The sequence below is a fragment of the Trinickia terrae genome, from assembly GCF_005144415.1.
GTDB classification, from domain to species: domain Bacteria; phylum Pseudomonadota; class Gammaproteobacteria; order Burkholderiales; family Burkholderiaceae; genus Trinickia_A; species Trinickia_A terrae.
In genome coordinates, this window is record NZ_SWJE01000004.1 from 128053 (window position 1) to 144208 (window position 16156).

General features: G+C 62.8%; 15 protein-coding genes. All 15 read left to right on the forward strand.

Features of this window, described 5'->3' with window-relative positions:
* Positions 1-9 precede the first annotated feature (9 nt).
* The 15 genes from FAZ69_RS08390 (at position 10) to FAZ69_RS08460 (ending at position 16141) form a co-directional block, all read left to right on the forward strand.
* The gene (locus tag FAZ69_RS08390; protein WP_136893486.1) at positions 10-1188 is read left to right on the forward strand and encodes a hypothetical protein; all 1179 of its coding nucleotides are present in this window, start codon (positions 10-12) and stop codon (positions 1186-1188) included.
* A 69-nt stretch (positions 1189-1257) separates the two neighbouring features.
* Positions 1258-1797, forward strand: a complete 540-nt coding sequence (locus FAZ69_RS08395; protein WP_136893487.1) for a hypothetical protein — start codon at positions 1258-1260, stop codon at positions 1795-1797.
* A 24-nt stretch (positions 1798-1821) separates the two neighbouring features.
* Entirely contained in the window at positions 1822-2202 is a 381-nt protein-coding gene (locus FAZ69_RS08400; RefSeq protein WP_136893488.1) for a hypothetical protein, read from the forward strand.
* Between the two features lie 54 nt (positions 2203-2256).
* The gene (locus FAZ69_RS08405) at positions 2257-3024 is read left to right on the forward strand and encodes an HNH endonuclease (RefSeq protein WP_240702150.1); all 768 of its coding nucleotides are present in this window, start codon (positions 2257-2259) and stop codon (positions 3022-3024) included.
* A gap of 120 nt (positions 3025-3144) precedes the next feature.
* On the forward strand, positions 3145-6237 hold the full coding sequence (locus tag FAZ69_RS08410) for a putative type IV secretion/conjugal transfer ATPase (RefSeq protein WP_136893490.1): 3093 nt from the start codon (positions 3145-3147) through the stop codon (positions 6235-6237).
* A gap of 14 nt (positions 6238-6251) precedes the next feature.
* Positions 6252-9464, forward strand: coding sequence for an FtsK/SpoIIIE domain-containing protein (locus tag FAZ69_RS08415; protein ID WP_136893491.1), 3213 nt, complete (start codon positions 6252-6254; stop codon positions 9462-9464).
* A 165-nt stretch (positions 9465-9629) separates the two neighbouring features.
* On the forward strand, positions 9630-10202 hold the full coding sequence (locus FAZ69_RS08420) for a hypothetical protein (RefSeq protein ID WP_136893492.1): 573 nt from the start codon (positions 9630-9632) through the stop codon (positions 10200-10202).
* A 94-nt stretch (positions 10203-10296) separates the two neighbouring features.
* A complete protein-coding gene (locus FAZ69_RS08425) occupies positions 10297-10755 on the forward strand; it encodes a lysozyme family protein (protein ID WP_136893493.1) in 459 nt (152 codons plus the stop codon).
* A gap of 11 nt (positions 10756-10766) precedes the next feature.
* Positions 10767-11663, forward strand: coding sequence for a thioredoxin domain-containing protein (locus FAZ69_RS08430; protein ID WP_240702151.1), 897 nt, complete (start codon positions 10767-10769; stop codon positions 11661-11663).
* On the forward strand, positions 11660-12418 hold the full coding sequence (locus FAZ69_RS08435) for a hypothetical protein (RefSeq protein WP_136893495.1): 759 nt from the start codon (positions 11660-11662) through the stop codon (positions 12416-12418). The genes FAZ69_RS08430 and FAZ69_RS08435 overlap by 4 nt, the downstream gene beginning before the upstream one ends.
* A gap of 249 nt (positions 12419-12667) precedes the next feature.
* Positions 12668-13609 (forward strand): hypothetical protein, encoded by a 942-nt coding sequence (locus FAZ69_RS08440; protein ID WP_136893496.1) that lies wholly within the window; start codon positions 12668-12670, stop codon positions 13607-13609.
* A gap of 39 nt (positions 13610-13648) precedes the next feature.
* On the forward strand, positions 13649-14032 hold the full coding sequence (locus FAZ69_RS08445) for a hypothetical protein (RefSeq protein WP_240702152.1): 384 nt from the start codon (positions 13649-13651) through the stop codon (positions 14030-14032).
* 169 nt (positions 14033-14201) lie between these two features.
* Positions 14202-14672: a hypothetical protein gene (locus FAZ69_RS08450; RefSeq protein ID WP_136893498.1), complete on the forward strand. Its 471-nt coding sequence runs from the start codon at positions 14202-14204 to the stop codon at positions 14670-14672.
* Positions 14673-14837: 165 nt separating this feature from the next.
* Entirely contained in the window at positions 14838-15362 is a 525-nt protein-coding gene (locus FAZ69_RS08455) for a type IVB secretion system protein IcmW (protein ID WP_439654754.1), read from the forward strand.
* Complete coding sequence (locus FAZ69_RS08460; RefSeq protein WP_240702153.1) at positions 15359-16141, forward strand: hypothetical protein; 783 nt, start codon at positions 15359-15361, stop codon at positions 16139-16141. Before FAZ69_RS08455 ends, FAZ69_RS08460 begins: the two co-directional genes overlap by 4 nt.
* Positions 16142-16156 lie beyond the last annotated feature (15 nt).

A 16156-nucleotide genomic window follows, 5' to 3' on the forward strand; every position in this document is an offset into this window, starting at 1 on the left:
GATGCGAACGTGAGCGGAACAATTGATCAGAATCCTTTCGCTTTCGAGCAGGATCTCGATGCGCTCGAAGGCCAGCTTGGCGAGGCGGCGGACACGGGCGGCCAGGGGCCGGCAAAGGCGCCGGGAAAAGCGCCGCCCAAGCCGTTTCCGCTGAAGCTGTTCGCGATCGGCTTCGGTACTTTCATCGTTCTGCTCGGCGGGGCATTCGTCCTGACGTTGAAGCGGGCGTCGCCGGCCCAGGAACAGATGCAGGCCATTCCGCAGCCGCAGATGGCGGCTCCCGCTGCACAGGCTGTTCCGCCGTTGCCGCCGGGCGTGCCACCCGGCGCGCAAGGCATGCAGCAGTCGTGGGCGCCGGCGCAACCTCCGATGGCGCCCCCGCAGAATGCGCAGTCCCCGCAAGGGCAGCCCGGCGTGTTTCCCGCGGCGCCGCCGGCTGCCGATCCGTCGGCTGCCGTGCAGCAAGGGCAGGCGGTTGCGCCTGGCGCAAATGTTCAACCGATGATCGTTGCGCCCGGCCAGCAGCCGATACAGGCGCAGCCCGCCGCGGTTCAGCCGACGCCCGCGCAACCGGCTGAGGCGCAGTCGATGGCTGCACAACCGGCTCCTGCTGCCGCCGTCCATCGCAAGCGTGGCGCGGCCTGGTCCGATGCTGCGGGCGGGCAGCCGATCGGCCCGGAGCCGACGGCAGCGCCGAAATTGGCGGCCGCGATGTCGGACGGCAGCCAACAACAGATCGCGGAGCTGCGTCGTCAGGTGGCCGAGCTGACCAATCGGTTGAATCAGATGAGCGCGGGCAACGGCAATGGCGCGCAAGCGCAGGCAGAGGCTTCGGGCGACGCGGCTGCGCCGGCGCCGGCAAAGCCGGAGAAGCGCCGTGCGCACGAGGCGCACAAGGCCAAGGGCGCAAAGGCGGCAAAGACGGGCGCCGCGGCGAATGATCAGGACAGCGGGTACGTCTTGACCGGCATGATCGACAACCGCGCATTCGTTGCGCGCAAAGGCAGCGGCGACGTGAATGCATCGCTCACGCTGGCGCCGGGCGACAAACTCGACGATGGCCGCAAGGTGATCCAGGTCGACGCGAAGAATCGCCGCGTGTGGCTGAGCGGCGGCAAGTACATCGGCCTGCCGCCCGATTCGGCGCCGTCGAATTCGGACAATCAGCCGAGCTCGTCCGATCAGTAACCCATCGCGCACCAGGCGTTCCCGACGAGGACTTTCATGGACAGCACATCGAGCTCATCAACAGGCGCCATGACCACGATCATGAGTATCGCCGGTGCGTATCCGGCGATCTCTCAGTTCATCACGTCGCTATTCGCGCTCATCGGCGTGCTGATGATGGTCAGCGCGATCAGGGGCCTCTATTACATCCAGGCGCACGGGACCTACGCGCAGGGCGGCTATCAGCACCGTACCAATGGCGGCCTTGTCTGGCGGCTTCTGATCGGCAGCATCCTGACCATGGGCGCGTGGGGTGTCGGGATCGTGGGCAACACGGTCTTCGGCTCGCAAGTCGCCACCGGCGCAATGGGCTATCAGGCCGCCGGCCTGTCCGCTACCCAGCAGGCGGCGGTGCAGGCGGTTTTCGCCTGCTTTTCACTGGTCGGCTACATCTCGTTCGGACACGGATGGATGCTGCTGGACGCACACACGTCGGGCCGCTCGCAGGGCGGATGGAAGCCGCCGATCGTGTTCATCGTCTCGGGCGTGATCCTCGTCTACATGCAGCAGTTCCTGAACATCGAGGCTGACATCACCGGTGTCAACGTCGTCGACATGCTCGTGTTTTAACCACCACACGTAGGAGAAAAATAAGTGAAACGACTCTATACCCATATGGACAAGCTGATTGCGACGATCGCCGTCGCGACGCTGTCGGTGCAGGCCCGCGCGCAAAGCACGCTGCAGCTGAACAATCTGTCGGGCTCCACCGGCGCAGGCTCGAACGACATCACGGCGCTGATGACGAGGGGGCAAACCGTTGCCCAGGCGGCCGTTACTTTCGGCATCGTCGTCGCTGCGGCGATCGGGGTGTTCATGATCATCTTCGGCATGTTCGGCATCTACAAGGCTCAGAAGGATCAGCGGGAATCGCCGAAGACCGCCGTGGCGGGGCTCATCGTCGGCGCCTGCCTGACGTCGGTGGCCCTGATCGTCGGCCTGCTGCGCAACACGGTCAGCGTGTCGTCGTCGTAAGCACGGCGGAGGTCCTCGCGGATGGTACAGAAGCGGATGGCGCCCGATCTCGTGATGTCTGCCAGACGCTCGGTCTGGCGGATGAGCGATCACGCGGGGGAAGACGCAGACAAGGCATTCCAGCGTCTGCGCCGTGTGGTCCTGGACGCCTGTGCCGGCCGATGCGAGTTCTGCGGATTCGCCTCCGGCCGCTATCAGGAGGTCCATCACGGCGATGACGATCATCGCAACAACCAGCGGGAGAACCTGTTCGGCGCGTGCCCGCTCTGCCACCAGGTCTTTCATGTCGGGCTCTCCGGGATGCGCGATGGCGGGTTCATCATCTACGCGCCCGAGCTGACGCAGGCGGAAATCAACCAGATCTCGCTGCTGATCTGGACGATCGAGTCCACGACCGATCCGGCAGTCGTCGAGACCGACCTGTTCCGGCGAATTCGCGATCGCGCCGTGAAGCTGCGGGGCGACCTCGAAAACCGGCGCGGGACCGTATTGTTCCGGATGGAAGCCTATCTCAAGGAAAGCGGGCTCTTGCCCGAGGGCATGAAGCCGAAGTTGTCCCACTATTCCCCGATGTTGTTCGCGAACGTCCTGATGTCGCTCGACGAAGCGACGTATGCGAGGCGCCGTGACTTGCTGGGCGGGCTTCGTCTCTTGCCGCGCGCGGTTCGCTTCGAGAAATGCCTGGAACATTGGCGCGACGAGCAGGCCAGGACCATGCCGATTGCCGGCTGGCCGTCGCTCGTGCCGCCCGCGCGGTTGGCCGACATCATCCTGTCCTGCTGGCAGCGGGTCGCGGATGCCGAGCAGCGCCTTGTCGCGTGAACGGGAGGGGCCCATGCCCTACGGTGTAGTGCTATTCGATGACGTGTTTTGCAACGTCGCCCGCAAGGCAAAAGCGCCCGGCGGGGCGGGCCGGAAACTGGAACCCTGAAGGTACGGATCATGATGAAAGGGCTGCTGGATCTTAGCGAACAGGTGCTTGCGCGACTCATGCAGGTGCTCCATTTCAACATCAACGACTACTGCGATCTGGAGACGACGGCAAGCGATTCGCTGATCGCGAGGGATGGATCCGTGGCGACAGTCGTTCGGCACGACGGCTTCCGCTCGTTGCTTGGCCGAGGGGATTTCGAGTATCTGACCTCCGAGTTCGCCTCGCGCGTCGAGCAGTACTTTGCGAAGCGCGGGCATCAGCTGCAGGTCGTGTTTATCCGGGATGAGGACGCGACCGACACGATTCGCTCGATGCTTGCGTCGCATTACGAATCGGCCGACACGTTGAAGCTGGACGTGCGCGATGTGCTCGACGAGAAGGTGCAGATCCACTCGTCGTACTGCATGGACGAAAGATGCTTTTTCGTGCTGTGGTCGCGTCCCTCGTTGCTCGACGTCACGGAGATCGAGATTTCGCGCAGCGAGGCCGCCAGTTTGTCGAAGAAGCACGTGATCCCCACGTTCGAGCGCGCGCAGAATCTGTTGCGCCCGAATCGATTCCTGGTCGATCAGCACGACGCCTTCGTGCAGAAGGTCCTCCAGGAGCTCGACGCGCTGAAGTGCGCGGTCACGCTGATCCCGGCAAGGGACATCATCTTCGAGGCGAAGCGCTACCTCCATCGCGAGACGCCGCTGTCCTGGCGGCCTGTGCTCGCGGGAGACCCCGTGATTGCCCGCTGGAAGAACAACAGGAAGATGCGCGACGCCAGCGAGTTGACGTACCCGCGCATCGACGATCAGGTTTTCCATTCGCCCGGCCACAACGGCAATTCCAAGGGGATCGGGGGCGTGACGGATACGGCTGCCGTCCGGATCGGCGACCGCCTGTTTGCGCCGGTGCTGATGAAGCTGCCGCCTGCCAAGCCTTCTCCGTTCAACGATCTGTTCAAGGCGATGAACCAGGCGGTCGTGGAGGACGGCAAGGGCGTCAAGCGGCGCGTGCCGTGGTCCATCAGCTATACGATCGAAGGGGATGGTCTCTCCAGCATTGGTATGCGCAAGTTCTTCTCGACGCTGCTCGGGGCCTTGTCGGCGGACAACCGCAACATGCGCGCTGCGGTGAATGCGCTGACCGCCTATCAGCAGGACGAGAACGGGGTGATCGCCAAGCTGCAGATCACGATGGTCACGTGGGCCGACTATCCCGATGAGGCGATGCTGATGGCGCGCCGGCGGAAGATGAGCGCCGCGTTGATCGGCTGGGGGCGCTCGACCATCGAGGCCGAGCATGGCGACCCGGCGGAGGCGTTGATCTCCACCGCGCCCGCGCTCACGCTGCGCGCCGTTGCGCCCGAATCGGCGCCGCCGCTTCGCGAAGTGACGAGAATGCTGCCGATGACTCGCCCGTCGAGTCCGTTCAAGCGCTGCACGCTGCTGTTGCGCTCGCTCGACGGCAAGCCGCTTCCGTTCGAATCGTTCTCGGACGAGCAGAACACCTGGATCACGCTGGTGTTCGGCGGCCCAGGCTCCGGCAAATCCGTCTTCTCGAACCGGCTGAACTTCGAAATGTGCATGATGGCCGGCCTGAAGCGCTTGCCGTACGTCGGCGTGATCGACATCGGCGTTTCGTCGCAGGGCTTCATTTCGCTGATCAAGGACAGCTTGCCGGAAAACATGAAGCACTTGGCGATGTATGTCCGCCTGCAGAACCGCGAGGACTACTCGATCAACCAGTTCGATACGGAACTGGGGTTGCGCTTCCCGCTGCCGCGCCAGCGCGAGCTCATGAAGAACTTCCTCGTGCTGCTCGCCACGCCGGCGGAGCGCGGAAGGGCGCACACCTACATGAACGAATTCGCGGGCCGCGTGCTGGATCGCGCGTTCGCCAAGCTCTCGGACCTGGGTGATCGCGGCGAGCCGACGCGCTACGCGCACCGCGTGAACCCGTGGCTGGCGGGGCGGGTCGAGCAGGTGGGCATCGAGTTCAACCAGGCTACGCGCTGGTGGGACATGGCCGATGCGTTTGCCGACCGCGGGATGTACTACGAGGCATCGGTCGCTCAGCGATATGCAATGCCTACGCTGGCGCATCTGTTGAAGGAAGCGAGCGACCCGTCGTTTGCGAAGGAGTGGGAGGGCGCCAACGAAGGCACGGCCAACGTGGTGGAAGAGTTCAAGCTCATGATCACGGCCGCGATCGGCGACTACCCGATCTTCCGGGACTTCACGCGCTTCGACGTGGGCGAGTCGCGCGTCATGGCCCTGGATCTTCAGGATGTCGTGCCGGGGGGCGATGCGCCGGACGCGAAGAAGAAGGCCGCGCTGATGTACATGGTCGCGCTCAATGCCTTCACGCGAAAGATCTCCCTGATCAAGGAGGACCTGGAAGCCGAGCCGATGAAGATGGTGCCGAGGTATCTGGCCTACCACTCCAAGCGCATCGACAACCTGGCCGAAGACAAGAAGCGTCTTTTCGTCGACGAATATCACAAGACGGGCGACAACGCGAACCTGCGCGAGTCGTTCCTGATTTTCGGACGCGAATCGCGCAAATGGTTGCTCGAGCTCGTGCTCGCGAGCCAGCTGCCGGACGATTTCCGCGAGCTTGCGAAGATCGCGACGACGACGCTGATCATGGATGCGGGCACGCCGGAAACGCGCCGCACGATCCGGGACGTGTTCGGATTGAACGACACCGAAGTGGCCGCGCTGCGCCAGTTCGTGAACGGGCCGCGGGCGGGCGGCGTGACGTTCCTTGCGAAGATCAAGACAAAATCGGCCGAGCTGTCGCAGTTGTATACCGCCACCAGCGGCGGCCTGGAGCTGTGGGCGCTTTCGACCACGCCGGAAGACCGGCGCTTGCGCTCCTTGCTCTACGATGCGATGCCGCCGCGCGACGCGCGCCGGGTGCTGCGCAACCGTTTCCCCTCGGGAGGCTGCAAGAGCTACGTGCTCAACGAGGCCTCTCGCACCAAGGAAGACCGGGGCGAGTCGTTCATCGACGACGACGTCGAGGATTCGGTGATCCAGACGCTTGCCAAGCAACTCATCGACACGTGGAAGGTCGACAGCATGCGAACTCCCGACACGTCACCGACGTAACCGGACAATAGCGCATGGCTGTCGAACGAAAATATCGCGGCATCGAGCAGCGGGACGAGGTCAGGCCGGGGCAGGCCCGGCCCGACACACGTTCGCGGCTGACGCGTGCGCGCGCGTTCTTCGCGACGACCGACGGCGTGATCGCGGCGATGCTGTTCACGCCGGTGATCGCGCTGGTTTGCATCCGCGTTCCGTTCTCGGGCGAGATGATCCTGCTGACGACGTGGATGTTCTATCAGTTCTTCGTCAACCCGGGCCACAACGATCCGAAGCGCACGAACAAGGCCGGGCAGGTGATCGGGAAATTCCGTCTATACGACTTTCCGTTCCGGATTCCGGCTGCCGCGAAGCGCTTCGATGGGTCCTATGCCCAGGCGCGCCTGGGCAACGGGATCACGTTCCTGGGCCGGGAGATCTCGACGAAGCTGGAGATCTGGTCCTCCGACAGCGACTTGCGCACCCACATGCTGGTGCTGGGGACCACGGGCTCGGGCAAGACGGAATTCCTGCTGGGGCTGGTCTACAACGCGCTCGTCCAGAATTCGGGGTTTCTGTATACGGACGGCAAAGGCGCGGTCGATCTCTACCACAACGTTTTCCGTCTCGCGCGCTATCTCGGGCGCGAGGACGATCTGCTCGTCATCAGCTTTCTGACATCCGGCCGCGACTTCCTCGACAAGCAGGTCGATCGCACGACGAACACGATGAACCCGTTCGCGCTCGGCAGTTCGGGGATGCTGATCGAGCTGATCATCTCGCTGATGGACGATTCCGGCGGTGGCGGAGACATGTGGAAGGGCCGCGCGATCGCCTTCGTCGCCGGCTTGACGCGGGTGCTGTGCTATCTGCGGGACCGCGGGTACCTCCTGCTCGATGCGAACACGTTCATCGGGTATTTCGAGCTGCCGGTGGTCGAGCGCGTCGTGTTTCAGCGCACGATCACGATCGGGGGGGAGAACGTCGTCATCAACGATCCGCTTTTCGAGCGGGTGATCGAGCCGCTCAAGAGCTTCGTGCTGACCCTGCCGGGCTATTCGCGCGACAAGCTCGGCCAGCAGGAACAAAAGACGATGGAGCAGCACGGCTTCATCACGATGCAATTGACCCGCCTGTTCGGCGACCTGTCGTTCACGTACGGCTACATCTTCCAGACGCTGCTGGGCGAAGTCGACATGTACGACGTCGTGATCAACCGGCGCATTCTCGTCGTGCTGCTGCCGTCGCTCGAACGCGCGCCCGATTCGCTCAAGATGCTCGGCAAGCTGATCGTGGGCTCGATCAAGCAGATGATGGCCGGCTGCCTGGGCAATCGTCTCGAGGGTTCGGTGCGCGAGATCGTGGATGCGCGGCCGACGAACGCCGCGGTGCCTTTTTACGTGGTGCTCGACGAGTACGGCTATTACGCGGTCCTGGGGTTCGCGGTGGCCCCGGCTCAAGCCCGCTCATTGGGCTTCCCGCAACCTTTGCGCTCGCGCATCCGCAAAGGCGACGGCACGTGGACGACGATGGGCGAGATCCTGCCGGATGACGAGATCCTGCTGCCGACCGGCGCGAAGAGCTGCGTGCGGGAAGTGCGCCTGACCGGCATGCTGCCGGTCGCGGGCATCCGCCTGGCGAATGGCCGCAAGGTCGACGCGGCCTATTCCCATCACTGGCCGGTGCGGATCAACGGCCAGCATGTCGTGAAAACCACGCGCGAGGTCGAGCAGGCGATCCATGCGGGGCAGGAGGTGGAATTCGCCTTCACGTCGGCTGACGGGCTTGGCTTCGAGCGCGTCGAGGAGATCGTTTTCCTTGGCGTCGAGCCGACCCGTTGCATCGTGGTCGAGGACGAACTGCATTGCTACGTGACGGACGACGAGATCGTCACGCATAACTGCATCACGTTTGCGGCTCAGGACTTTTCCAGCTTGCAGAAGGCCTCCAAGGAGGAGGCGGATGCCACGTGGGAAAACACGAACGTGCGCATCATCGGCCGTATCACGTCGGGCAACGAGTCTGAAACCTGGCGCCGCGTCGCGGGAGTCGCGGGTGACGCGCAGGTGTGGGAGGCCGGCCGAAAAGAGCACCAGGCCGGCACGGTCCTGGACGGTTATCGGACGAATCTCGACGCGAGCGTGCGTGATGTGAAGCGCGTGACGTACGACGATCTCGCGCAGCAGGAGAACGGCGAGTTTACGTTCCTGATCGGCAAGAAGCACAGCGACGGCACAGGCGGGGTGCGCGTGATCCGCGCGCGGACCTTCTATACGGCCGTCAAGGAAATCCCGACCAAGATCCGGATCAATCACTTTCTGAAGGTCGAGCCGCCGAGCGTCGGCAGCGGCGGCGATCAGGAGATGGAGACGATCGCGACGCTCGAGCGTCTCATTGCCGACGCGCTGAAGAACGGGGATCTGGCGAAGGTCTTCCCGGACGATCCGGAGGAAATGCTGCGCCAAAAACGCCCGCAGCTGTACAAGGTGCGGATGTGGGTGCGCGAGGCGTCAGGCACGTTGCCGCTGGACCAGGCGATTCGGGTGGCGTTTCTCAGCGACGTGAACGAGTCGGAGGTCAGGGCGGCCGAGGACGCACGTCGCGCGAAGGCGGCTGCGGAAGAAGCCGACGCCGCGCTCGCGCGTACCGCGCAGCTGCTGAAGCTTCCGCTCCCGCCAGTTGCGAATCAGGCGGCCGCGGGGACGCATGCGCCAGCCCTTGCTGCCGGAGGTGAAGATTTGCCGGCGGCGATTCGTGCTGCGGGCGCGAATGAAGAGGGCGTGCCGGAATCTACGCTCGGCGATCGGGGTTCCGAACCGGCTTCGCCGGTGCGTGCGCCTATCGCACCGGAGGATGCTCGCGCGGCCGTGATCGATTTCCTCGACAGCTTCGAACACGACACACCTGCGCTTGCGCAAGGCGGTGCCGGCGATACAGCCGGCGAAGGCAGTGCGATGGAGCCTGGCCAGGCGATAAGCATGCTGACTTTGCGCCCGTTGGACGACAGGGAGGAGCCGAACAAACTCAGTTCCTACCTGGAAGAGCAGATTGCATCGACCGATGCGGCGCTGGGTATCAAGAAGGATCCCCTCGAGATCCGGGCCGATGCCAAGCGCGCCGTCGACGATATCGAGAAGATGACGGCCTACTGGGATGGTCCGGCGCAGAGCGTGCCGACGCTGCAGGAGTGGGATGCGGCGGTGGAGGACCTGGTCGGGGCAGTGGGCCGCAAGCCGCCGAGCGACCGCTGAGCGTAACGGTCGCCTATGCGTGAGCAAGCATGGTTGGATTTAAAAAAACATGTTTTTTTATAGCAATTTGTTGAATATTTATTTTTGGAAACTATAATCTGCATGAAAATTGATTGAATTGGACGATGGAAGGCGCATGCAACTGACCAATGAGCGGGCCTGAACATGGGGTGGATGGGGGCGGTTGGCAAAAGGATTGCGCGTGAGCATGGATATATCGCCGGCTACGGCTGGGTGGTGGCTGGGGCGCGTATCACGGCGCAGCAGTGGACGAGGTTGCGTCGTCCGCTGTGCCCCAAGTGCGGCGAAGGGTATTTGTTTCCGGCGCAGGTTGAGGCCGATCGGGGCGGACCTGATTTGAGCGGCTATGTCGGGTGTAGCCGCTGTGATCACTATGAGGCAGCGGGGCGCAACAAGGATGCGGAAACGATTGCGCGCCTGCACGCGCTGGCGGAGCAGCGCTTCGCCGATCCGGTGGAGCGTGAGGCCAAGGTGCGTCAATACCGCGCGCAGAGCCGGTGCATGTATGGCCTCGCGCTCGTTTGTCTCGGCATTGCCTTGTGGATGATGGCGAGCAACCCTGTGCATACGGTCTACATCAACGTCGCGATGATTGGTCTTTTCGTGATGGCTAAGGGAATGCGTGCGAGCTATCGCGGCTGGCAGGTGCAGCACAGCCGGTTCTTCGAGCCGGGCCTGTTCAGAATCTGGTTCAGCTCCGGCAAGTGGTTTCTATGAACATGCGCGAGCCTTCCACGGTATCCGTCGCAGGGACTGAGGGGACGCTGCGCCAGTTCGGCGGGCAGCAGCCGTTCCTCGAAAGGACGAGACCGTGAATTACTACGACGTCGAGCAGTATCGGCCGGCCACCATGCAATGCGTGCTGCAGTCTGCCGTGCACTACCGGGTGCCTGCCGATGTCCTGCTGGCGATCGGGCAGTGGGAGGCCGGCACGGAAGGTTCGGCCATACCGAACACGAACGGCACGTATGACTTGGGCCGTGCCGGCATCAACACGATCCATCTCGCCGACTTGCGCCGTTATGGCGTGGATCCGGTCGTGGCCGTGCATGCCTTGCGTTTCGACGGTTGCTACAACTATGCGATGGCCGCATACCTGCTGCAGCGCAGCTTGTCGGGGTGCAGACAGGACTATTGGACGTGCGTGGCGAACTATCACTCGGTAACGCCGCGCTACAACATGGTGTATCAGCAAAGGATTCGTCCGCTGGCTGAGGAGTGGGCGGCGTATTTGAAACAACACTACCGGGTTTGGGGTTTCGAACAGTGAAGAAAGCGCATGTGGCGGCACTCATCGCATTGATGATTTCGTTGAACGTGAATGCGGCGCCGGATGCGGCAACGCCGCCGAGCCTTCCGGCGGGCGTCGTCAAGCCGGCCTTCTTCGATGTGCACGGGATCCGCGTGCTCAACTGGCAGCGCGGCGCGGGCGGTTTGAACGTCTGGCAGGTGGACCGCAACGGCATGAAGACGGTCTTCTACTCGACGCCGGACAACAAGACGCTGATTTCCGGAGTCTTGTGGGATGCGGCGACGGGCGCGGTGCAGTCGGATGCGTACATCACGCCTGCGATGACCGCGCCTCAGAACGTCGCGCGCATCAATGGCGAGGCGGGCGTGATGCAGGCAGTGGATGCCCGGTCGGCTTCGCAAGCCGCCGCTCCGGCCCAGGCCCAGGACCAGACGGGAGCCGTAGCCCAGTCGATTACCGGTGTGGCTGCGCTGACAGGCGTCAGAGAGGGGCGCGCAAATGCGTCGAAGACGATCTACATCATGTTCGATCCGCGTTGCCCGCACTGCCGCAGTGTGTATGACCAGAGCCGGGACTTCGTGGCTCACGGCGGTTCGATCAAGTGGCTGCCGGTGACCGTGCTGGGCAATCCGCCGGATGGTTTGAACCGTGTGGCGGCGATCGTCCAGGCGAAGGATCCGGTGGCGGCCATGAACGTGATCGAGCACGCCGCGATGATAGGACAGCAGGACGTGAAGCCCTCGACCGTGAGTGCGGTCAGCGCGAACGAGGAGTATTTCTGGGCGGCTTTCAATCGCAACCCGGGCGCGGGTACGCCCGGCGTGCCGGTGGCGTTTTTCCAGGATCGGAATGGCGCGCCGCAAATGGTGTCGGACATTGACGATCCGGCGTTGCTGAAGCGCATCTTTGAGGAAGTCGGCAAATGAGCAATGCACCGCAGTTTTTTATCCAGCAGAAGGGTGGTGCCGAAGGCACGACGGTTCGCGTGAAACTGTCGCTGCCGCACGATGATCGATTCCGCGTGCGGACGTTCATCGCGAGCATGAAGGGCGTGGAGTTGGACGATCTCTACGTGGACGTGGAGGTCGAAGCGGCCGGAGAGATCCTCGCGCTTCTGAAAACGCGCACGGTCGACGGCGAACGCCGGGATGCGGTCTGCGGTGAACTGGCTGCGCTCACTCAGGTATCGGGCGGGGCGCAGGAAAAGGATCTTTTCGTCGCGCGTCTTGCAAACGAGCTGGATCGTGCGTTTGTCGATGCGGTGTTTGCGGCGGGCGAGCAGCCCGCGATGCGCGCCGCCGCGGGTGCGCAAGCGTTCGCCGACGCGCCTGCCGCGCCGGTGGTGGTGCCGGCGGTCGCGGGCGGGCGGGGCTGGCGTTGGCTGGTTCCTGCCACGTACAAAGCGTGGCTGCTGACCGGTGTCGCACTGTGCGCGCTCGCGCTGATCGCTGTCGGCGTGGTGCGTCAGGTTCGGGGGGCGGGCAACAACGCCGATCTGTCACTGGCGGGTTCCAATTCCGCGCTGGAAGCGCGGGTGCGCGCGCAGATCGACGACGCGGTGCGCAACCCGAACGGCACCCAGGGCTACAACGGCATGAATGTCGCGCTCGCGACCATGCGAGCCATGGGATTGAACCCGGGCAAGGCGAATGCGGGGTGTCTGGTTGGCGTCGGCAAGTAGTTTGCCGAGGGTGCGGAGGTACGCGGTGAAGCGCAGTGTGTTTGCCGATTGACGCGGCCTGACGATCAGTTCATGAGCAATACATGGGAATTGTTACAAGAGCAATTAACTTCAGCTAAAAAGTGAGAAAATCTTAGTTTGTTTGTGGTTCAGCTAGAATACAAAAACAAAACCATTTTTTGATTCCGCCCCTCCATGATGACTCCATTGAGCAAGTTTGCGGACCTTCCAGAAGTACAGATCCGGGGCATGATCACGCACGTCAAACGTGAGTTTCCCTTCCTGGATCATTCGAGCGAAGACGCGCTCTACGTGCTGGCGCGCCTCATGATCAACATCGACTTCATCGCTGAGAAGCGCGTCACGCCGCTGCGCTCCTCACTGCTGTTCCTGCGGCGCATCGGCGCGGCGGTCAATCCGCCTGTCGAGACGATCAAGGAGCGTGACTTCGTCTTCCTGATCAAGATGTTCGGGCTCAAGGTGCGCAACAAGAACGGTCTGCTCGAGTTCTTGCCGGATAACGAGTGGATCGACGATAGCGACGAAGACGGCAAGCCGGCGACCGAAGTGAAGATCGAGAACGGCAAGGACGCGCAGCTGATCGAGAAGGAAGTCTCGGACATCAAGCGTCACCGCAAGATTCACGAAAAGCGGATCGATGCGGGCACGAACCGGCTGCTTCGCTGGTACCGCGACAACTATCTCGCACTCGTTCTGGCTGAGCGCGTGCTCAAGGAGAACGAGAAGATCGGCGAAGCGCGCGAGTTTCTGCGCGTGCATCACGACGTGAAGGACCACGAGTACGTGCGGATCCGAAAGCGAGCGTTCGAGCTCGGCTTGATCGAGAGTTCGCGCACGGCGCGTCGAAAGAACATGCGCGTGACGCTCGACATGGATTGCGCTGTCTGGATCGAGCAGCTGCTTCGTGAGACGCGGTTTCGTAGCCGCACGCCGACGTACGTGGTCAATACCTGTTTGCGCGACCTCTACGAAATGAGCAATTCGGGCAGGAAGATGCCGCCTGCGCCGAAGCTCATGATGAGCGACGATCTGGAGGAAGGGTTCGAAGCTGCGCCCGCGAGGGCGGGGCGTGCGCCTGTGAGCGGCGCGGCTGCCTCTGCCAAGGGCGGCGCCAAGCCGGCACCTGCTGCGAAGAAGAAGCCGGCGGTGCGCCGCACGTCGCGCGCTTGACGGGAGGCGCGGATGACTATCGAACGACTGACGCCGGGTGTGATCGTCGAATTGGACGATCCGGTGATGGGCGGAAACAAATTAGGCCTGGTGGATGAATCCGGCGTGGGTTATTTCGACCTCTTGGATGACGGCGAGATTCCGAAGCCGATCCAGGCCGAATTCAATCCGCGTTCGCTCGGCCCGATTGAAACGTGGATCGGGGGGGTGCCGCCCGAGCGCCGCGAATGGTGGGTGCAAGCATGGCGCGAATTGAGCCGCCGCAGGCTGGACATCCTGACCTTGGCGCGCGCGTTGCGCTGGGGGCTGGACAATCAGAGCGTGGACATCGATCTCATCGAGCAGATGGGGCGCGAAGCCTCGCAACGCATTCAGGCCGGTCGCAAGCAGATCGCGCAGGCGTTTTCGGGGGGCGGCCGCTAAACCTCAACCTTTGCACAATATGTGGGAGCCCGGCCATTGCGCCGGGTTTTTTTGTATCCTTCACAGTAAGAACTGCCCATATTTGAGGGAGAAATGTCAAATTCTGTGGGTATTGGTTCATTCGTAATATAAAATCGAATACGAAAAAGCAATGCAGCGAGGCGCATCTATGGACGACCCCACGACCCTCTTGCTGGAAGCTGCGCGGGATATCGCGCAGGAAGTCGCCGCAATTTTTGTCGCGGGCGGGGGCCGGATGCTGGTCGACGGCGAGGTGCTCACGCCGGAGCAGGTCGCGTCGCCAGCGGGGGCGCTGGGGCCGCTGTTGCTGTGGGCGGGGGATTTCACCCGCGGGCAGGGCGTCCGATTCGCGTCTTCGAACTTCGTGCGCGATGAGAGGGCGCTCGCGGGTTTCCGGCCTCGCGACATCGTCATTGCGCAAGTCTCCGGGGATGCATCGAAAGATACGTCGGCGGAGACGATTCTTGCGTTCTCCCACTTCCTGCGCAAGGTCTGCTTCAACCTCGATCACCATCCTGAAATCGATCTGACTCCGGTCTGCGAGAGTTTCCGCAGATGGTGCGAGGCGAATGTCGTGAGCCAGGCCGATGGGCAGCGAGGCGGCGAAACCCGCGCGTAAAAATGAAGCTGCGCAAGTTGCCCTGACGCAGTCGTGCGGTGTGATGGCGGTGGCATTCTTGTGTCTTGCCCAGGGTTCGGGTATGAGTCAAAAAGAAAAATGTTTTTACTCCATTTCGATGGATTAAAATGCACGCAAACGAAAAAACACGAGGGATTTGCAGAAATGATTGGAGAGGCCAGGGGTGGGCAGGGTGATTTCGAGTCGGGTGGCGATTTTCGCGTGTCGAGCCGGGAGGACGTTGCTCAGCACTTTCTGATGCGAGATCCGACCGGGCAGATGCTTTCCACGCTGCACTACCTGGGAACCGTCGAAGACTGGGTCTTCCATCGGCTCGCCGAGCACGGCCAGCCGATGCGAGAAGAGGTGCGGGTCCGCCTGCAGCGGCTCGACGCGGTGATCACCCAGTATCGGGAGCAGATCCCGCCGGACAACGCCCAGTTTCTGCTGATCCTCTCGTGGCTCGATACGCAGGAAAGTCTCTACACGCTGGAGTACCTGCACCGGTATCAGCCGGAGTTTTTCGAGCGGCTGCTCGAGCATTGCCGCGATCTGGTTCGCAATGACGCGACGGCCAACCACCTGTTTGGCCGATTCATGGTGGTGTTGCGCACCCGGCTATATGACCAGATCTTCGCGCCGGACAACGTCCAGTTCGTCGCTCGCATTCTCATGGAGAGGGAAGCATGAAGGGGGTTCCTGATAACGTACGTGCCGTGTTTCGCAGCAACAAGATGAGTTACCTGGTTGGGGCGGTTTTCGGGGCGGCGATCGTCACTGTCGTGGGCGTGAAGGCGCAGCAGGCTTTGACCACGCCGTCCGCGACCGATGCCTACCCTTGCGCGATCGCTACCGCGGCCAACACAGCGCTCAATAACCAGATAACGATAATCGGCACGACACAGCCGGATCCGTCGAAGTATTTCACGGTCGGCGGCGTATCCAGCTGCATCGGGCCGATTGCGAATATCGACCTGTCCAACCTGATTCCGGACCCGATGGGCCTGCTGACGTCGCTCGCCCAGGCGGCCATCCAGACGGCCGTCCAAAAGGCGTGCACGGCGGTGCGGAGCAGCCTCTCCGACTATATCGGCAAGTACAACCAGGTGGCCGGGATGATCAACGGCGGCACGCAGGGCATGCTCTCCACCGCGCTTGGACAGGCAGTGGGCATGAACTTGACGAACTACGGGACGAACTATGCCGCGCCTGCGGGATCGCAGCTCGTGGTCAATCCGCTCGCGACCGTGACGAATGCGGCGAACGCGGCAGTGGGTGCGCAGTTGTCGTCGGCGCAGCAAAGCGTGACGTCGACGGTGCAGAGCACGCTGGCGCCCGTGAATTCGGCCTATAAGAGCGCAGCCGGCAGCGTGACGTCGGCAGTGAGCGGCGCGGTGACGTCGGTTCAGAACGGCGTTCAAAACGGCGCTACTTCGCTGGGCAACAGCATTTTCGGGGCCTCGAACTGATATGCGGCGTGCTCT